The 16,087-nt window shown below is 67.1% G+C and carries 16 protein-coding genes; 10 read left to right on the top strand and 6 right to left on the bottom strand.

Annotated features, from left to right (window positions below):
• Positions 1-98 precede the first annotated feature (98 nt).
• A complete protein-coding gene (gene rpmG, locus P0086_RS20000; RefSeq protein WP_097138867.1) occupies positions 99-266 on the top strand; it encodes a 50S ribosomal protein L33 in 168 nt (55 codons plus the stop codon).
• Positions 267-1,241: 975 nt separating this feature from the next.
• On the opposite strand, the gene P0086_RS19995 is transcribed toward rpmG, so the two are convergent.
• Positions 1,242-2,609, bottom strand: a complete 1,368-nt coding sequence (locus P0086_RS19995; RefSeq protein ID WP_148180287.1) for a PleD family two-component system response regulator — start codon at positions 2,607-2,609, stop codon at positions 1,242-1,244.
• Positions 2,610-2,625: 16 nt separating this feature from the next.
• Complete coding sequence (locus tag P0086_RS19990; protein WP_097138872.1) at positions 2,626-2,997, bottom strand: response regulator; 372 nt, start codon at positions 2,995-2,997, stop codon at positions 2,626-2,628.
• A gap of 141 nt (positions 2,998-3,138) precedes the next feature.
• On the opposite strand from P0086_RS19990, the gene P0086_RS19985 reads away from it, so the two are divergent.
• The 4 genes from P0086_RS19985 (at position 3,139) to P0086_RS19970 (ending at position 6,970) form a co-directional block, all read left to right on the top strand.
• Entirely contained in the window at positions 3,139-3,438 is a 300-nt protein-coding gene (locus tag P0086_RS19985) for a DUF3572 domain-containing protein (RefSeq protein ID WP_112599637.1), read from the top strand.
• Positions 3,435-4,097: a hypothetical protein gene (locus P0086_RS19980; RefSeq protein ID WP_275788782.1), complete on the top strand. Its 663-nt coding sequence runs from the start codon at positions 3,435-3,437 to the stop codon at positions 4,095-4,097. Before P0086_RS19985 ends, P0086_RS19980 begins: the two co-directional genes overlap by 4 nt.
• A gap of 108 nt (positions 4,098-4,205) precedes the next feature.
• Positions 4,206-5,522: a DNA polymerase IV gene (locus P0086_RS19975; protein ID WP_112599635.1), complete on the top strand. Its 1,317-nt coding sequence runs from the start codon at positions 4,206-4,208 to the stop codon at positions 5,520-5,522.
• A 152-nt stretch (positions 5,523-5,674) separates the two neighbouring features.
• Positions 5,675-6,970: a L,D-transpeptidase family protein gene (locus P0086_RS19970; protein ID WP_275788779.1), complete on the top strand. Its 1,296-nt coding sequence runs from the start codon at positions 5,675-5,677 to the stop codon at positions 6,968-6,970.
• Positions 6,971-7,040: 70 nt separating this feature from the next.
• Here the strand turns inward: P0086_RS19970 and hutC are convergent, their stop codons facing one another.
• Positions 7,041-7,790: a histidine utilization repressor gene (gene hutC / locus P0086_RS19965; protein WP_275788777.1), complete on the bottom strand. Its 750-nt coding sequence runs from the start codon at positions 7,788-7,790 to the stop codon at positions 7,041-7,043.
• A 146-nt stretch (positions 7,791-7,936) separates the two neighbouring features.
• Positions 7,937-9,280 carry a formimidoylglutamate deiminase gene (locus P0086_RS19960; RefSeq protein ID WP_275788774.1) on the bottom strand — a complete coding sequence of 448 codons (1,344 nt, stop codon included), beginning with the start codon at positions 9,278-9,280 and terminating at the stop codon, positions 7,937-7,939.
• Between the two features lie 111 nt (positions 9,281-9,391).
• On the opposite strand from P0086_RS19960, the gene hutI reads away from it, so the two are divergent.
• The 4 genes from hutI to hutU are packed head-to-tail and all read left to right on the top strand — an operon-like array spanning position 9,392 to position 14,736.
• Positions 9,392-10,618: an imidazolonepropionase gene (gene hutI / locus P0086_RS19955; protein WP_275788772.1), complete on the top strand. Its 1,227-nt coding sequence runs from the start codon at positions 9,392-9,394 to the stop codon at positions 10,616-10,618.
• Positions 10,619-10,657: 39 nt separating this feature from the next.
• The gene (gene hutH / locus P0086_RS19950) at positions 10,658-12,193 is read left to right on the top strand and encodes a histidine ammonia-lyase (RefSeq protein ID WP_275788769.1); all 1,536 of its coding nucleotides are present in this window, start codon (positions 10,658-10,660) and stop codon (positions 12,191-12,193) included.
• Between the two features lie 37 nt (positions 12,194-12,230).
• Complete coding sequence (gene hutG / locus P0086_RS19945) at positions 12,231-13,037, top strand: N-formylglutamate deformylase (protein WP_275788766.1); 807 nt, start codon at positions 12,231-12,233, stop codon at positions 13,035-13,037.
• A gap of 13 nt (positions 13,038-13,050) precedes the next feature.
• The gene (gene hutU / locus P0086_RS19940) at positions 13,051-14,736 is read left to right on the top strand and encodes a urocanate hydratase (RefSeq protein ID WP_275788763.1); all 1,686 of its coding nucleotides are present in this window, start codon (positions 13,051-13,053) and stop codon (positions 14,734-14,736) included.
• A gap of 26 nt (positions 14,737-14,762) precedes the next feature.
• Here the strand turns inward: hutU and P0086_RS19935 are convergent, their stop codons facing one another.
• Both P0086_RS19935 and P0086_RS19930 read right to left on the bottom strand, forming a co-directional pair.
• Positions 14,763-15,146 (bottom strand): type II toxin-antitoxin system VapC family toxin, encoded by a 384-nt coding sequence (locus P0086_RS19935; RefSeq protein ID WP_275788761.1) that lies wholly within the window; start codon positions 15,144-15,146, stop codon positions 14,763-14,765.
• Positions 15,143-15,400: a type II toxin-antitoxin system prevent-host-death family antitoxin gene (locus P0086_RS19930; protein WP_112611716.1), complete on the bottom strand. Its 258-nt coding sequence runs from the start codon at positions 15,398-15,400 to the stop codon at positions 15,143-15,145. The genes P0086_RS19935 and P0086_RS19930 overlap by 4 nt, the downstream gene beginning before the upstream one ends.
• Positions 15,401-15,466: 66 nt before the next feature.
• On the opposite strand from P0086_RS19930, the gene P0086_RS19925 reads away from it, so the two are divergent.
• Positions 15,467-16,063: a HutD family protein gene (locus tag P0086_RS19925; RefSeq protein ID WP_275788755.1), complete on the top strand. Its 597-nt coding sequence runs from the start codon at positions 15,467-15,469 to the stop codon at positions 16,061-16,063.
• The last annotated feature ends 24 nt before the right edge of the window (positions 16,064-16,087 follow it).

Here is a 16,087-nt window from a genome sequence, read left to right as displayed (position 1 = left end):
TCAGGCGCGATTTGTAGTTTCCGCGCACAATTGAAGTTCCAATGCCGTGGAACCGGACAGGTCGTCCACGGCTTCGTTTTTGTAAAGGCAGGACGACCATGGCCAAGGCTACCACCATCAAGATCAAGCTGCTGTCGACGGCCGACACCGGCTTCTTCTACGTCACGACGAAGAACAGCCGTACGATGACGGAAAAGATGACCAAGACGAAGTACGACCCGGTCGCGCGCAAGCACGTCGAGTTCAAGGAAACGAAGATCAAGTAATCCTTGACACTTCGGCCTCTCTGAAGGGCGCATCGCTCCGGCGGCGCGCCTTTTTTATGTGCCGTGATTCTGCAGGCCCGGCGTGGGAGCTTGCGGCGGACGAATCATCGGATGCACGGAGAACCCTGAAACGCGAAACGCCGCTCCGTATTTCGGAAGCGGCGTTGATCGGGGGCCGGCTGGGGAAGACCACGGCACGAGGATTCCGTTTACGTCGTCACCAGCCGGCCAACCCCACGACCCAGGAGATGCGGCGGACCTAGCATCATGGGGTAACTTGCGGCGAATTCTCGCTCGCCTTTCTTTAAAGATCGCGCGGAATTGGAAAAAAATCAATGAAATCTTGCGCGCTGCCGCTACTGTGCGAGCCGCGAAGGTTAATTCGTTCATCCCCACCTGAGGTCATCAGGCGAAGAAAACGCTATTTGCAGCATCGGTTATCGTGCGCCCCCATCACCAACCCTCAGGTGCACGTCGTCTTCCGAGTAAGACCTGACGTTAGGTGAGCCCCAATCACCACATCATCAGAAGACATTGAATACATTATCAAACCCAAACTGTAATATAAATCGTCAAAAGTAGCCTATCCGCCACTATTTTTACGCTTCTCCGAGCCCTTCAAACCGCCACGACTTGCCATTCCTCAGCCGTTGCAGAAATTGACGCTGTGTCATTTTTCACTCAAATGAGGGGTACAAAATCTGTGGATAAATGCATTCGGCAGACCAACTGTGTCGCCACCGCCACGATTCGTCCCGCGTCGGGACGGAAAAATTCCGGCGCTCGCGGAACGTCTCGATCCCGTACGGCGCCGGCGCCGGTCCGACAGGGATAGTAGGACGCGCCTCCGCTCGAGGCGAGCGGAAGGCAGCGATGAAAGGCAAGACAAAAGTGATGGGGCGGTGAGGTGCGTCGCCGCCGATCAGGCGGCCGCAAGCGCCGAACCCGTCGATATCGCGGATCGGGCAGCCCGCTTCAGGCTGCGGCTGCGACGACGCGGTTGCGGCCGGCGCGCTTGGCCTCGTAGAGGGCGTTGTCCGCCCGCTTCAGAAGCGTCTCGGGGGCGTCTCCCTGCGGCAGCAGCGAGGCGATGCCGATCGAAGCCGTGACCTGCAGCGGCACGCCGCCGTCGGACAGCCGGAAAGGTTCCTGCTCGATCGTCATCCGCAGTCGCTCGGCAACCGCAGCAGCCGTTTCCGCCGACGTGTCGGGCATCACGAGAACGAATTCCTCACCGCCATAGCGGCAGGCGAGATCGGCGCCGCGCACCGCGGTGCGAAGCCGGCTGGCGAATTCGCGCAGGACCACGTCGCCGACGTCGTGGCCATAGGTATCGTTGATCAGCTTGAAGCGGTCGATGTCGGTCATGCAGATCGACATCTGCCGCCCCCGGGCCAGGGAACGATCGATCAGAAGCTTGAGATGGCTGTCGAGATAGCGCCGGTTGTGGAGCCCCGTCAGGCCGTCGGTGACGGCGAGCTCGATCGTCTGCCGGACGCTGGCGCGCAGGCGGTCGTTGTAGCGCTTGCGCCGGATCTGGGTGAGGCTTCGCGCGAGAAGCTCGTTGGCGTCGACCGGCCGCATGAGATAGTCGGTCACGCCGAGATCGAGCGCACGCACGATCATGTCGTCGTCGCCCTGCTCGGCGATCAGCAGGATCGGCAGGAACCGCGTGCGCTCCAGCGAACGGAGCTGCGAGCACAGCCGAAGCGGATCGTAATCGCTGAAATTCGCATTGACGATGACAAGCTCGAACGGGTTCTCGGCGGCGTCGAACAGCGCCGCCTGCGGATCCGACATGCAGGAGACCTCCGCGATCGGCTTCAGCGCGCGGACGATCCGCTCCTGCGAGCTGGCGCGGCCATCGACGAGCAGGACGGAGCCCGGCTCGTCGCCGATCGCGCCGGCAAGCCCCGTCTCCATCCCGATCGCCTCGGCCGTCGCGGCGCGCACGCGCAACTCGTCGGTCAAGGTCTTCAACCGAACAAGGCTCTTGACGCGCGACATCAGCTGCAGGTCGTTGACCGGCTTGGTGAGGAAATCGTCGGCGCCGGCCTTCAGCCCCCTCACCCGGTCGGACGGCTGGTCGAGTGCGGTGACCATCACGACCGGAATATGTGCGGTGCGCGGATTTTCCTTCAGCCGCTCGCAGACCTCGAAACCGTCTATCCCCGGCATCATGACGTCGAGGAGGATCAGGTCCACCTGCGTCCGCTCGCAGATCGCCAGCGCATCGTAGCCGTTGTCCGCCGTCAGAACGTCGAAGTACTCCGCCAGAAGACGCGCTTCCAGGAGCTTCACGTTCGCGGGGATATCGTCAACGACGAGGATGCGCGCGGTCATCGATCGGATTTCAACCTCATGCGTCGCCCAGGTAGGTCTTGATGGTCTCGATGAATTTCGGAACCGAGATCGGCTTGGACACATAGGCCTCGCAGCCGCCCTGGCGGATACGTTCCTCGTCGCCCTTCATCGCAAAGGCGGTGACGGCGATGACCGGGATGACGTGCAGTTCGTCGTCCTCCTTCAGCCACTTCGTCACCTCCAGCCCCGAGACTTCCGGCAGCTGAATGTCCATCAGGATGAGGTCCGGGCGGTAGCGACGCGCAAGATCCAGCGCCTCCATGCCGTTGCGGGTCTGGATCGTGCTGTAGCCCGAGGCCTCGATGAGGTCACGGAAGAGCTTCATGTTCAGCTCGTTGTCCTCGACTATCATCACCTGCTTCGGCATCACGTGTCCCTGCCCCTCGCTCCAGCCTTGCAACACCTCGGGAGATATATAAGTTGCCGCAGTACCGACTTCACCCAGCGCGATCTTCGCGACAGTAGCGGCATTTGGTTGACTAAAAGGTAACTTTTCCGGGAAATTGCCATGCAAAGCCAAAAAGATACATCGGCCCAGGAGGCCGAAACCACGGCAATCGCCGTGCTTGCCTGGCTTGCGGGCGAGCCGGAACTGTTGTCCCGTTTTCTGTCGCTCACCGGCGTCGACCCGGCCGGGCTGCGCGAGGCAGCCGGCAACCGCGGCTTCCTCGCCGGCCTGCTCGACTTCCTGATGGGCCACGAGCCGACGCTGATCGCCTTCTGCGAGGCGACGAACCGCAAGCCCGAGCAGGTGGTGCGCGCGCACGCGCTGATGTCGGGTGCCGGCAGCGGGGCCGACTGGCCGTGAAGACCGGGGCCGACATCGTCCCGCTCGATCACGTGCACCTGTCGGACCGGCCGCTCGTCGTCTGCGACGTCGACGAGGTGGTGCTCGAGTATCTGACCCCGCTCGACGCCTTCCTGCGCTCGCGCGGCCACGAACTGCTGCCCCGCTCCTTCCGCCTGACCGGCAACATCATCGACCGCGTCACCGGAGAGGCGGTGCTGGAGGCGGCGGTCAAGGCGCTGCAGGAGGAGTTCTTCGCCACGCAGGACCAGTGGCAGACGCCCGCGGCGCTGGCGGTGGAGACGCTTGGCGCGCTCGGCAGGGACGCCGACGTCGTCTTCCTGACGGCGATGCCGCCGCGTCATGCCGAGGTCCGGCGCCGGCTGCTCGACCGGCACGGGCTCGATTTTCCGATGGTGGCGACGGAGGCGGCGAAGGGCCCCGTCGTGCAGGCGCTGCATCGCGGGCGTTCGCTGCCGCTCGCCTTCATCGACGACATCCACTCCAACCACCATTCGGTGCGCGAAAGCGTGCCCGAGGCGCTGCTCGTGCGGCTGATGGCCAACCAGGCCTTTCTGGCGCTGGCGCCGGATCCGGGGGGATTCATCGTGACGGCGAGCGACTGGCGCGATGCCGAACGCCGGATCCGCGCCCATTTTGCCGCCTGTGCCGGCCGATGACGGGCCTGCGCCATGCCGGCGGGCCGGATCTGCAACAGCATCGATTGCGGCGCGGGTTCCCATGCGCTCCTCACTGGCCTGGCTTGAGAGTCGCAAGCTTACGGGCTAATGTGCGAATGTTCAATATTTGTTCTCAAGATGCAGCCAGACGAAGCGCGCCATCCGGGTTTCTGCCGCGATTGCCTGACGGGGCAGCCGTCGGGCAATCGCCGCTGCAAGCATTGCGGCAGCCCGCGCCTCCTCTACCATGACGAGCTCTACCGGCTGACGCTCGCCCATATCGATTGCGACGCCTTCTACGCCTCGGTCGAAAAGCGCGACAACCCCGAGCTCGCCGACAAGCCCGTCATCATCGGCGGCGGCAAGCGCGGCGTCGTCTCCACCGCCTGCTATATCGCCCGCATCCATGGGGTGCGCTCGGCCATGCCGATGTTCAAGGCGCTGGAGGCCTGTCCGCAGGCCATCGTCATCAAGCCGGACATGGAAAAGTACGTCCGCGTCGGCCGCCAGATCCGCACGATGATGCAGGAGCTGACGCCGCTCGTTCAGCCGCTGTCGATCGACGAGGCCTTTCTCGAGCTCAAGGGGACCGAGCGCCTCCATCACGATCCGCCGGCGCGCGTGCTCGCCCGGTTTGCACGGCGCATCGAACAGGAGATCGGCATCACCATTTCGGTCGGCCTCTCCTATTGCAAGTTCCTCGCCAAGGTCGCCTCCGACCTCCAGAAGCCGCGCGGCTTCTCCGTCATCGGCCAGGCGGAAGCGCTGGAGTTCCTGCGGACGAAACCCGTGCGGCTGATCTGGGGCGTCGGCAAGGCCTTCGCAGAGACGCTGGAGCGCGACGGCATCCGCGAGATCGGCCAGTTGCAGACGATGGAGGAGACCGAGCTGATGCGGCGCTACGGCGTCATGGGCAAGCGGCTCTACAATCTGTCGCGCGGGCAGGACGACCGGGAAGTCCACCTGAACGACGCGGCCAAGAGCGTCTCCTCCGAGACGACCTTCTTCGACGACATCGCCGCCTATGACGACCTCGTCACGCATTTGCGCCGGCTCAGCGAGCAGGTGGCCGCAAGGCTGCGCAAGGCGGAGATCGCCGGGCAGACGGTGGTGCTGAAGCTCAAGACCGCCGATTTCAAGAGCCGCACCCGCAACCGCAAGCTTGAGGACCCGACCATGCTGGCCGACCGGATCTTCCGGATCGGCATGGAGCTTCTGAAGAAGGAAGCGGACGGGACGAAGTTCCGCCTGATCGGCATCGGAGTCACAGACCTGTGCGACCCGCAGCGCGCCGACCCGCCCGATCTCGTCGACCCGCAGGCCAGCCGCCGCGCCGCAGCCGAGGCCGCGATCAACACGCTGCGCGACAAGTTCGGCAAGAAGAGCGTCGAGACCGGCTACACTTTCGGCAAGGACCGCCGGTAGCCGCCCGATGCGCCGTTGCCTGCGCGAGGATGCGGGCGCGGGACCCGGACGGGTACGCGCCATTGCCGGCCGGCGGCCCGCCATAAAAGGTTCCTTAAAATCGAGGGCGTATCCTCCACAGCTTCCCGAGTATTGCGTCAAGGAAGGGAAACATGCTTTTGCGCCTCGCAGCCGGGTTCGGCATCCTCGCCCTCGCCTCGACCACGGCGCTCGCCGGAACGATCGAGGGGCCGCTCCAGATCATCGTCTCCAGGGACCAGCAGACGCTGAAGGTCTATGACGGCGACACCGTGGTCGCGAGCTCCAACGTCTCCAGCGGCAAGGAGGGCCACACGACGCCGACCGGCATCTTCTCGATCCTGGAGAAGAAGCGCATGCACCACTCCAACATCTACGACGAGGCGCCGATGCCGTTCATGCAGCGGCTGACCTGGTCCGGGATCGCCCTGCATGCCTCCAGCCACGTGCCGGCCTATCCCGCCTCGCACGGCTGCGTGCGCATGCCGGACGACTTCGCCCGGATGCTCTACCGCCTGACCCGTCGCGGCGGCCACGTGCTGATCACCGGCGGCGACGTGGCACCGCACGTCGTGGAGCACCCCGCCCTCTTCCAGCCGGAAGGCGCCGAACCGGACGCCCAGCTTCTCTCCGAAGCCGCCCTGCGCCCGGCCATTCCGCATCCGTCGGACGGCGCAGTCGAGGTCGCCATGAGCATCCCGCAACCGCCTGTCGCAAGACCCGCCATCCAGCGGCCGGCGGGCGATCCGGTCCGCATCCTGGTCACCCGGGCGACGGCGCGCGACCGGTTGAGGGACCTGCAGACGGTGCTCGGCGAACTCGGTTTTGACGCCGGCGTTGCCGATGGCGTGGCCGGCGCGCAGACCACGCTGGCGATCAAGGCCTTCCAGAGCGCCGAGGGGATGCCGGCCGACGGGGCCGTGACGCCGGCGCTGGTCGAGGCTGCTTTCCGCAAGGCCGGACGCGCGCTGCCTGCCAACGGGAGGCTCTCCGTGCGCAAGGACTTCGAGACGGTGCTGGAGGCGCCGGTGACGATCCGCGACGAGACCGTCGAACTCGGCACGCATTTCCTGCTCGCGCGCACCGCGGACAGCGGCAGCGCGCTGGCGTGGTTCGCCGTGACGATGGACAACGCGCTTTCCGACCCGACGCGCCGGCGTCTCGGCATCGCCGAACCTGGCGCCTTCACGGCAAGTCCGGCCGATCCCGTCAAGGCGGCGCTCGACCGCATCGACATTCCCGACGACGCCCGCCGGAGGATCGCGGCCCTCGTCGGCGACGGCGCGTCGCTGACGATCACCGACACCGGCACCGAGGGCGAGACCGGCAAGGGCACCGACTTCATCACGCTCACCCGCCCGGGCGCCTACGGCTTCAATTCCTCGACGGCCCGCTGGAAGAAGGAGTCCTCGATCGTCGTGGTCGAGTAGGTGGCCGGCCAGCCAGCCCGGCTCGGCGAATTGTGGTGCGGGCGCGAAGACAAGGGCGCGCCGCACCGGCTCAGGCCTTGGGATGGTTCGGCGCGAACTCGGCGACGAGCTCGTGGCTTTCGCCCGGATAGGTCAGCCGGACATGGGTGACATAGGCGCCGCCGCTCCAGGTGCGCCGTTCGATGACGAGGCAGGCGGCACCCGCCGGAATCAGCAAGAGGTCCGCGACGCGCCGGTCGGCCGAAACGGCGCGGATGCGGTGCTCGGCAGCGCTCCACGGCACCTGGCTCAGCAGCCACTGGCCGGGCGGGACCTGTTCGAACCCCTCGGCAGCCGCCTCCGGCACCGCCTGGAGGCTGATCAAGCGTTCCTCCAGGCAGAAGGGGCGCGCGCCGGCGTGATGGACGGCGACGAGGTCGACAAGCTTCGCGCCGGCGGCAAGGTCCAGCAGCTTGCGCTCGGCCGCCCGCGCGGCGCGCTCCGACCGGGCCAGACGCTGATACCGGTAAGGCAACCCCAGCGAGCGCACCTCAGCCTCGATGTCATGGATCTCCAGCACCGCCGACTGCGCATGCGGGCGGGTGACGAAGCTGCCCGACTTGCGCCGGCGCTCGATCAGGCCGCGCTTGACGAGTTCGGTCAGGGCCTTGTTGACGGTCATCCGCGAGCAGCCGTATTGCGCCGTCAGCTCGTGCTCGAAGGGGATTCGGTATCCCGGCGGCCATTCGCCGGACATGATCCGGCCCTCGACGTCCTCCAGGATGCGCCGATGCAGCGACGGCTCCTTGGCCGCCAGCGCGGGATCGGTGGTGTTGTCCATGCCCCTGTTCCATCCGCCTGTTGTCTGCGCGCAGCGTCTTGGAAGATCGGCACCGTGCGCGAGACCATCTTCTGAAGCATCACGATTCTGGGCTTTCCTGCAACCACGGCCGACGTTGTCGCCGCTGCCGGCGGGCTGCCGTCGCGTCAGGCCGCAAGCGCCCGCATGGCTTCTGCGAACCGCGCCGCCGTCGCCTCGCGTGCGGCATGGCGCCCGTTCTCGACCAGTTTGCGCCCGGCGACCCAGACCGTATCGGGCGCGACACCGGCCGAAAACACCCAGGCATCCAGCAGTCGGTCGCCGGAGACGGGGATATCGTGCCGCGGGCGGAGACTGACAAAATCGGCCGGCGCACCGGCTGCGATCCCCGTCTCCACCCCGAGCGCCGCCGCGCCGCCCGCCATCGCCCCGTCGAACAGGGCGCGGCCGGTGGAGCCGCCGGGGGCCGCGATCATGTTGCGGCCGCGATGCAGCAGCCGCTGGGAGTATTCGAGCTGGCGCAGTTCGTCGCCGAGGCCGATCAGCACGTTCGAATCCGAGCCGATGCCGAAGCGGCCGCCGCCGGCGAGGAACCGGATCGCGGCGAACGTGCCGTCGCCGAGATTGGCCTCGGTGATCGGGCACAGGCCCGCGACCGCGCCCGAAGCCGCCATCGCGTCGGTCTCGGCATCGGTCATGTGGGTCGCATGGATGAGGCACCAGCGACCGTCGACCGGCGCGTTCTCCAGCAGCCATTCGACCGGACGGCGGCCCGACCAGGCGATGCAGTCCTCCACCTCCTTCACCTGCTCGGCGATGTGGATGTGGATCGGCGCGTCGCCTGCGAGCGCCACGACCGCCGCCAGCTCTTCCGGGGTGACGGCCCGCAGGCTGTGCGGCGCCACGCCGGTGACGCCGCCCGGCAGCGCCGCAGTCAGCTCCCGGCAGCGGGCCAGGAGACGCGCATAGCCGTCGCGGTCGTTGATGAACCGGCGCTGCCCCTCCCCGGGTGCGCTGCCGCCGAAGCCGGCATGGGCATAGAAGACCGGCAGCAGGGTCAGGCCGATGCCGGTCGTGCGCGCGGCCGCGGCGATGCGCGCCGCCAGCTCGCCGATGTCGGCATAGGGCCGGCCGTCGGCGTCGTGATGGAGGTAGTGGAACTCGCCGACGCGGGTGAAGCCGGCTTCCAGCATCTCGACATAGAGCTGGGCTGCGACCGCCTCCACCTGCTCCGGGTTCATCGACAGCGCGAAGCGGTACATCACCGTGCGCCAGCTCCAGAAGCTGTCGCTGCCGGGTCCGCGCAGCTCGGCGAGCCCGGCCATCCCGCGCTGGAAGGCGTGGCTGTGGAGGTTGGCCATGCCCGGCACGATCGCGCCGTGACGCTCGTCGCCGGGGGCCGCCGCCACGCCGGTCTCGACTGTGGCGATGCGGCCATCCTTCAGCGTCATGCGAACGTCGCTGGCCCAGCCTTCGGGCAACAGCGCCTGGCCGGCAAAGATTGCTGTCATGGCGTGATCCTCCTCGTGGGGCACAAAATCGGTCTTGCGTGAGCTTCAATATGTATATACATTATCCATCAACAAGGGAAGAGCGAAACGATGTCCACGGCCATATCACAGATGACCTCAGGCAGCGGCGACGACACGGCAAGGCTGTGGCGCAACGCGCGGCTGGCATCCTTCTCGCCGGCCCTTCCGGGCATCGGCGTCATCGAGGATGCGGCCATTGCCGTGCGCGACGGTTTGATCGCCTATGCCGGTCCGGAATCGGAGCTGCCGGCCGCCCTCGGCAAGACCGAGACGATCGATTGCGAGGGGCGCTGGATCACGCCCGGCCTGATCGACTGCCACACCCATCTCGTCCATGCCGGCACCCGCGCCAACGAGTTCGAGATGCGCCTTCAAGGCGCGAGCTACGAGGAGATCGCGCGCGCCGGCGGCGGCATCGTCTCCTCCGTGCGGGCGCTGCGGGCGGCCAGCGAAGACGATCTGGTGGCGGAGACGCTGCCGCGGCTCGATGCGCTCATCGGCGAAGGCGTCACCACGGTCGAGATCAAGTCGGGCTACGGTCTCGATCGCGACAACGAGATGAAGGCGCTGCGCGCAGCCCGACGCCTGGGCGAGCTGCGTGACGTCACCGTGCGCACGACCTTCCTCGGCGCGCACGCGCTGCCGCCGGAGATGAACGGCGACAAGGCCGGCTATATCGAGAAGGTCGTCGCCGACATGCTGCCGGCCGTCGCCGCGGCCGGGCTCGCGGATGCCGTCGACGGCTTCTGCGAAGGCATCGCCTTTTCGCCGGCCGAGATCGCGCGCGTGTTCGACGCGGCCAGGCGCCTCGGCCTGCCGGTCAAGCTGCATGCGGACCAGCTCTCCAATCTCGCCGGCGCAGCGCTCGCCGCGTCCTACGGGGCACTGTCGGCCGACCACCTGGAATACACCGACGCCGACGGCGCAAGGGCCATGGCGCAGGCGGGCACGGTCGCGGTGATCCTGCCCGGCGCCTATTACTTCATCCGCGAGACGAAGAAGCCGCCGGTCGCGCTCTTCCGCGAACACGGCGTCCGGATGGCGGTCGCCACCGACAATAATCCCGGCACCTCGCCGCTGACCTCGCTGCTTCTGACCATGAACATGGCGGCGACGCTGTTCGGCATGACGGTGGAGGAATGCCTGGCCGGGACGACGCGCGAGGCCGCGCGTGCGCTGGGGCTGCTTGACGAGATCGGGACGCTGGAGGCCGGCAAGCGGGCCGACTTCGCGCTCTGGGACATCGGCCAGCCGGCCGAACTCGTCTACCGCATGGGCTTCAAGCCGCTGCACCGGCGCGTCTACCGCGGCCGCTGACATCGAATGGCGGCCCGCCGCCACATCGGAGAAAACGCAATGACCATCATCCTGCATCCGGGCTCCGTGCCGCTCAAGGATCTCGAGACCATCTACTGGACGGGCGAGCCCGCCCGCCTCGATCCCGCCTTCGACGCGGGAATCGAGAAGGCCGCCGCGCGGATCGCCGAGATCGCCGCCGGCAACGCGCCGGTCTACGGCATCAACACCGGCTTCGGCAAACTCGCCTCGATCAAGATCGACGCCGCCGACGTCGCGACGCTGCAGCGGAACCTGATCCTGTCGCATTGCTGCGGCGTCGGCGCGCCGCTGCCGGAAAACATCGTCCGCCTGATCATGGCGCTGAAGCTCGTCTCGCTCGGCCGCGGCGCCTCGGGCGTACGCCTGGAAATCGTCCGCCTGATCGAGGCGATGCAGGAAAAGGGCGTGATCCCGCTCATTCCGGAAAAGGGATCCGTCGGCGCCTCCGGCGATCTGGCGCCGCTGGCGCACATGGCGGCGGTGATGATGGGCCACGGCGAGGCCTATTTCGACGGCCGGCGCATGGCCGGCGCAGATGCGCTTTCAGCTGCAGGCCTCGTGCCTGTCAGGCTTGCGGCCAAGGAGGGACTGGCGCTGATCAACGGCACCCAGGCGTCCACGGCGCTGGCGCTCGCCGGCCTTTTCCGCGCCCACCGCGCCTCGCAGGCGGCGCTGATCACCGGCGCGATGTCGACGGACGCGGCGATGGGCTCGTCCGCGCCGTTCCACCCCGACATCCATACCCTGCGCGGCCATCGCGGCCAGATCGATACCGCCGCTGCCCTGCGCGCGCTGCTGGAGGGCTCGCCGATCCGCCAGAGCCACATCGACAATGACGAGCGCGTGCAGGACCCCTACTGCATCCGCTGCCAGCCGCAGGTCGACGGCGCCTGCCTCGACCTCCTGCGCTCGGTCGCCCGCACGCTGGAGATCGAGGCCAATGCGGTGACCGACAACCCGCTGGTGCTGTCGGACAATTCCGTCGTCTCCGGCGGCAACTTCCACGCCGAGCCGGTCGCGTTCGCCGCCGACCAGATCGCGCTCGCCGTCTGCGAGATCGGCGCGATCTCCCAGCGCCGCATCGCGCTTCTCGTCGACCCCGCCCTCTCCTACGGCCTGCCGGCGTTCCTGGCGAAGAAGCCCGGGCTGAATTCCGGCCTGATGATCGCCGAGGTGACGTCGGCGGCGCTGATGAGCGAGAACAAGCAGCTCTCGCATCCCGCCTCGGTCGATTCCACGCCCACCTCGGCGAACCAGGAAGACCACGTCTCCATGGCCTGCCACGGCGCCCGCCGCCTGCTGCAGATGACGGAGAACCTGTTTGCGATCATCGGCATCGAGGCGATCACGGCAGCGCAGGGCGTGGAGTTCCGCGCACCGCTCGCCACGAGCCGGGAATTGCAGAAGGCGATCGACACGCTGCGGACCGCGGTGCCGACGCTGGACGAGGATCGCTACATGGCGACCGACCTGGCGGCCGCGGGTGAGCTGGTGAAGACCGGGGCACTGAACGCATCGGTTTCCGCCGGCATCCTGCCGGCGCTGGAGGGGTGAGATGGTGAGGATGTGGCTACCCGGGGGGGCTCTCGGCATGACGACCTCCGCCTTCGAAATCCGCCGGGGCGCCTCGCCGGTCATCCTGGCCTTTCCCCACACCGGCACCGATGTCCCGGCTGCGATCTGGGAGCGGCTCAACGACAACGGCCGCAGGCTCGCCGATACGGACTGGCACATCCATCGCCTCTATGACGGCCTGCTGGCCGACGCCACGACCGTGCGGGCGACCTTCCACCGTTACGTCATCGACGCGAACCGCGATCCGGCGGGAACGAGCCTCTATCCCGGCCAGAACACGACCGGGCTGGTGCCGGAGACCGACTTCGACGGCCAGGCGATCTGGAGGGACGGCGAAGGCCCGACGGGCGGGGACATCGCGGCGCGGCTGCGGGACTTCCATGCCCCCTATCATGCGGCCCTTGCCGCGGAGATCGCGCGGGTGAAGGCCATCCACGGCATCGCCGTGCTCTACGATTGCCATTCGATCCGGTCACACATCCCCTTCCTGTTCGAGGGCCGGCTGCCGGACTTCAACATCGGCACCGACATGGGCCGGACCTGCGCGCCGGCGATCGAGGCGGCAGTGGTCGAAATCGCAGCCCGTGCGGACAATTACAGCAGCGTCCTCAACGGCCGCTTCAAGGGCGGCTGGACGACAAGGCACTACGGGAAGCCGGAGACGGGCGTCCATGCGATCCAGATGGAGCTGGCCCAGTCGACCCATCTTGCGACGGAAACGCCGCCCTTCGCCTACGACACGACCAAGGCGGAACGGCTTCGCGGCCATCTCGAAACCATTCTCAGGCGGATCGAACGGATCGCGCCCGAACTCAAACACTAAGCCGGAGGACCCCATGACCAATCCCCGCCACAACATTCGCGACGTGCGCGCCCCGCAGCGCAACGAACTCAACGCCAAGAGCTGGATGACCGAGGCGCCGCTGCGCATGCTGATGAACAACCTCGACCCGAACGTGGCGGAAAACCCGCACGAACTGGTCGTCTACGGCGGCATCGGCCGGGCGGCGCGCACCTGGGACGATTTCGACCGGATCGTCGCCACACTGAAGGACCTGAACGAGGACGAGACCCTGCTCGTCCAGTCCGGCAAGCCGGTCGGCGTCTTCCGCACCCACAAGGATGCACCGCGCGTGCTGATCGCCAATTCCAACCTCGTGCCGCACTGGGCGACCTGGGACCATTTCAACGAGCTGGATAAGAAGGGCCTTGCCATGTACGGCCAGATGACGGCCGGCTCGTGGATCTATATCGGCACCCAGGGCATCGTGCAGGGCACCTACGAGACCTTCGTCGAGGCCGGCCGGCAGCACTATGGCGGCAATCTCAAGGGCAAGTGGATACTGACCGGCGGCCTCGGCGGCATGGGCGGCGCCCAGCCGCTCGCCGCCGTCATGGCCGGCGCCTGCTGCCTCGCCGTCGAATGCGACGAGACCCGCATCGATTTCCGCCTGCGCACCCGCTACGTCGACGAAAAGGCCACAACGCTCGACGAGGCGCTGGCGATGATCGACCGCTGGACGAAGGCCGGTGAAGCCAAATCCGTCGGCCTGCTCGGCAACGCCGCGGAGATCTTCCCGGAACTGGTGCGCCGCATGAAGGCCGGCGGCCCGCGCCCGGACATCGTCACCGACCAGACGTCCGCGCATGATCCCCTGAACGGCTACCTGCCGATCGGCTGGAGCGTGGCGGAGGCGAAAGCCAGGCGCGAAAGCGATCCGAAGGCGGTCGAGGCTGCGGCCCGCGCGTCGATGAAGACCCATGTCGAGGCGATGGTCGCCTTCTGGGACGCCGGCGTGCCCACCCTCGACTACGGCAACAACATCCGCCAGGTCGCCAAGGACGAGGGCCTCGACAACGCCTTTGCCTTCCCCGGCTTCGTGCCGGCCTATATCCGGCCGCTGTTCTGCCGCGGCATCGGTCCGTTCCGCTGGGCGGCCCTGTCCGGCAATCCGGAGGACATCTACAGGACCGACGCCAAGGTCAAGGAACTGCTGCCCGACAACAAGCACCTTCACAACTGGCTGGACATGGCGAAGGACCGCATCGCCTTCCAGGGCCTGCCGGCGCGCATCTGCTGGGTCGGTCTCGGCGACCGCCACAAGCTCGGCCTCGCCTTCAACGAGATGGTGCGCAACGGCGAGCTCTCCGCCCCGATCGTCATCGGCCGCGACCATCTCGACAGTGGTTCGGTCGCCTCGCCGAACCGCGAGACGGAAGCGATGAAGGACGGCTCGGACGCCGTCTCCGACTGGCCGCTCCTGAACGCGCTGCTCAACACCGCCTCGGGCGCCACCTGGGTGTCGCTGCACCATGGCGGCGGCGTCGGCATGGGCTTCTCGCAGCACTCCGGCATGGTCATCTGCTGCGACGGCTCGGACGATGCCGACCGCAGGCTGGAACGGGTCCTGTGGAACGACCCGGCCACCGGCGTCATGCGCCATGCCGACGCGGGCTACGACATCGCGCTCGACTGCGCCCGCGACAAGGGCCTGCGCCTGCCGGGCATCCTCGGGAACTGAACGGGGAAACGAGAGCGTGCCGGGCCTCAGATCGTCATGAGGCCCGGATACTGCAGCACCATCTGGTCGACGGAGAGCAGGCGAACGCCCTCGACAATCGCCTGGGCGACGAGGATCCGGTCGAACGGGTCCTTGTGCAGAAGTGGTAGCCGAGCGACCGCCAGCGCATGTTCGCCATTGATGGGAAGCTCGCCGTAACCGTTTTCCAGGAGGCGCTGGCGCAGCACGTGCGGATCGACGTGAAAATCGGGACGACCCTGCCCCTGCTTGATCGCGATTTCCCAGATGCTCGCGGAGCTGAACAGCACGTCGTTCCCGGCATCCTCGATCGCGGCCCGGAAGGCAGCGGGCAGCATGGCGTTGGCGCCGGCAGCCCAGAGCAGGACGTGCGTATCGAGCAACAACCTCATCGGGAGCGAAGGCCGCTGTCGTTGAACATGCCGGCGATCTCCTCGGCCATCATCGTGTCGAAATCCTCGGGGACGACGATCATGTCCTTCATGAAGCCGATCCGGCGCCTGTCCGCGACGTCCGCCTCATCGAGCGGCACGACCTTGACCATCGGCTTGCCGGCCTTGGCGATAATGAAGGCCTCTCCCTTCGCCGCCTTTTCGATCAGGCGCGACAGATGGGTCTTCGCCTCGTGGATGTTGATGGTATCCATGGATGCCTCGTTCGGACTTAGTCCACTAAACTTAGTTTAAACCGACACCGTGTCAAGGATCAGCGCATGCGTCAGCCGGAACCGAAAATCCTCGCCAGCAGCCGCCATCGCCGCATGCCGTGGAAGAACGGCGGCGGCGAGACGGTGGAGGTGGCCGTCTATCCGGAGGGCAGCGACCTGGCCGACTTCGGCTGGCGGGTGAGCATGGCGACGGTCGCAAGCGACGGGCCGTTCTCGAGCTTTCCGGGCGTCGACCGGACGCTTGCCGTCCTGTCCGGCGCCGGCATGGAACTGGAGATCGACGGCATGGGGCGGCAGGTCCTCGGACCCCACGGGGCTCCCCTCGCCTTTCCCGCCGATGCGCCGACCTTCGCCCGGCTGACCGGCGGGCCGATCACAGACCTGAACGTGATGACGCGGCGCGGCCTGTTCACCCACACGCTGGAGCGCATCTCGCTCGGCGCAGGGCAGCGGATTGCGGCGTCGCACGACTGGACCCTGCTGCTGGCGCTGGCAGACCTCGCGGTCGTGTCCGGCGACACGCCGTTCGCGCTTGCACCCCTCGACGTGCTGCTCGTCGAGGGAAGATGCGACCTCCGCGTCCCCCTCGGCCAGGCGCCGGGCGACGCCTGCCTGATCGGCATCGACGGCATCCACGCATAGCCGCTCGCGCGGACTTGTCGGGAG

Source organism: Mycoplana sp. MJR14 (genome assembly GCF_029210525.1).
Classification (GTDB): Bacteria; Pseudomonadota; Alphaproteobacteria; order Rhizobiales; family Rhizobiaceae; genus Mycoplana.
This window is presented reverse-complemented; position numbering and strand designations above follow the sequence as displayed.

Bases quoted from the DNA above. Each gene is read 5' to 3' on its own strand.
- rpmG (WP_097138867.1), top strand. From the start codon at position 99: ATGGCCAAGGCTACCACCATCAAGATCAAGCTGCTGTCGACGGCCGAC.
- P0086_RS19995 (WP_148180287.1), bottom strand. From the start codon at position 2,609: ATGACCGCGCGCATCCTCGTCGTTGACGATATCCCCGCGAACGTGAAG.
- P0086_RS19990 (WP_097138872.1), bottom strand. From the start codon at position 2,997: ATGCCGAAGCAGGTGATGATAGTCGAGGACAACGAGCTGAACATGAAG.
- P0086_RS19985 (WP_112599637.1), top strand. From the start codon at position 3,139: ATGCAAAGCCAAAAAGATACATCGGCCCAGGAGGCCGAAACCACGGCA.
- P0086_RS19975 (WP_112599635.1), top strand. From the start codon at position 4,206: ATGTGCGAATGTTCAATATTTGTTCTCAAGATGCAGCCAGACGAAGCG.
- P0086_RS19970 (WP_275788779.1), top strand. From the start codon at position 5,675: ATGCTTTTGCGCCTCGCAGCCGGGTTCGGCATCCTCGCCCTCGCCTCG.
- hutC (WP_275788777.1), bottom strand. From the start codon at position 7,790: ATGGACAACACCACCGATCCCGCGCTGGCGGCCAAGGAGCCGTCGCTG.
- P0086_RS19960 (WP_275788774.1), bottom strand. From the start codon at position 9,280: ATGACAGCAATCTTTGCCGGCCAGGCGCTGTTGCCCGAAGGCTGGGCC.
- hutI (WP_275788772.1), top strand. From the start codon at position 9,392: ATGACCTCAGGCAGCGGCGACGACACGGCAAGGCTGTGGCGCAACGCG.
- hutH (WP_275788769.1), top strand. From the start codon at position 10,658: ATGACCATCATCCTGCATCCGGGCTCCGTGCCGCTCAAGGATCTCGAG.
- hutG (WP_275788766.1), top strand. From the start codon at position 12,231: ATGACGACCTCCGCCTTCGAAATCCGCCGGGGCGCCTCGCCGGTCATC.
- hutU (WP_275788763.1), top strand. From the start codon at position 13,051: ATGACCAATCCCCGCCACAACATTCGCGACGTGCGCGCCCCGCAGCGC.
- P0086_RS19935 (WP_275788761.1), bottom strand. From the start codon at position 15,146: ATGAGGTTGTTGCTCGATACGCACGTCCTGCTCTGGGCTGCCGGCGCC.
- P0086_RS19930 (WP_112611716.1), bottom strand. From the start codon at position 15,400: ATGGATACCATCAACATCCACGAGGCGAAGACCCATCTGTCGCGCCTG.
- P0086_RS19925 (WP_275788755.1), top strand. From the start codon at position 15,467: ATGCGTCAGCCGGAACCGAAAATCCTCGCCAGCAGCCGCCATCGCCGC.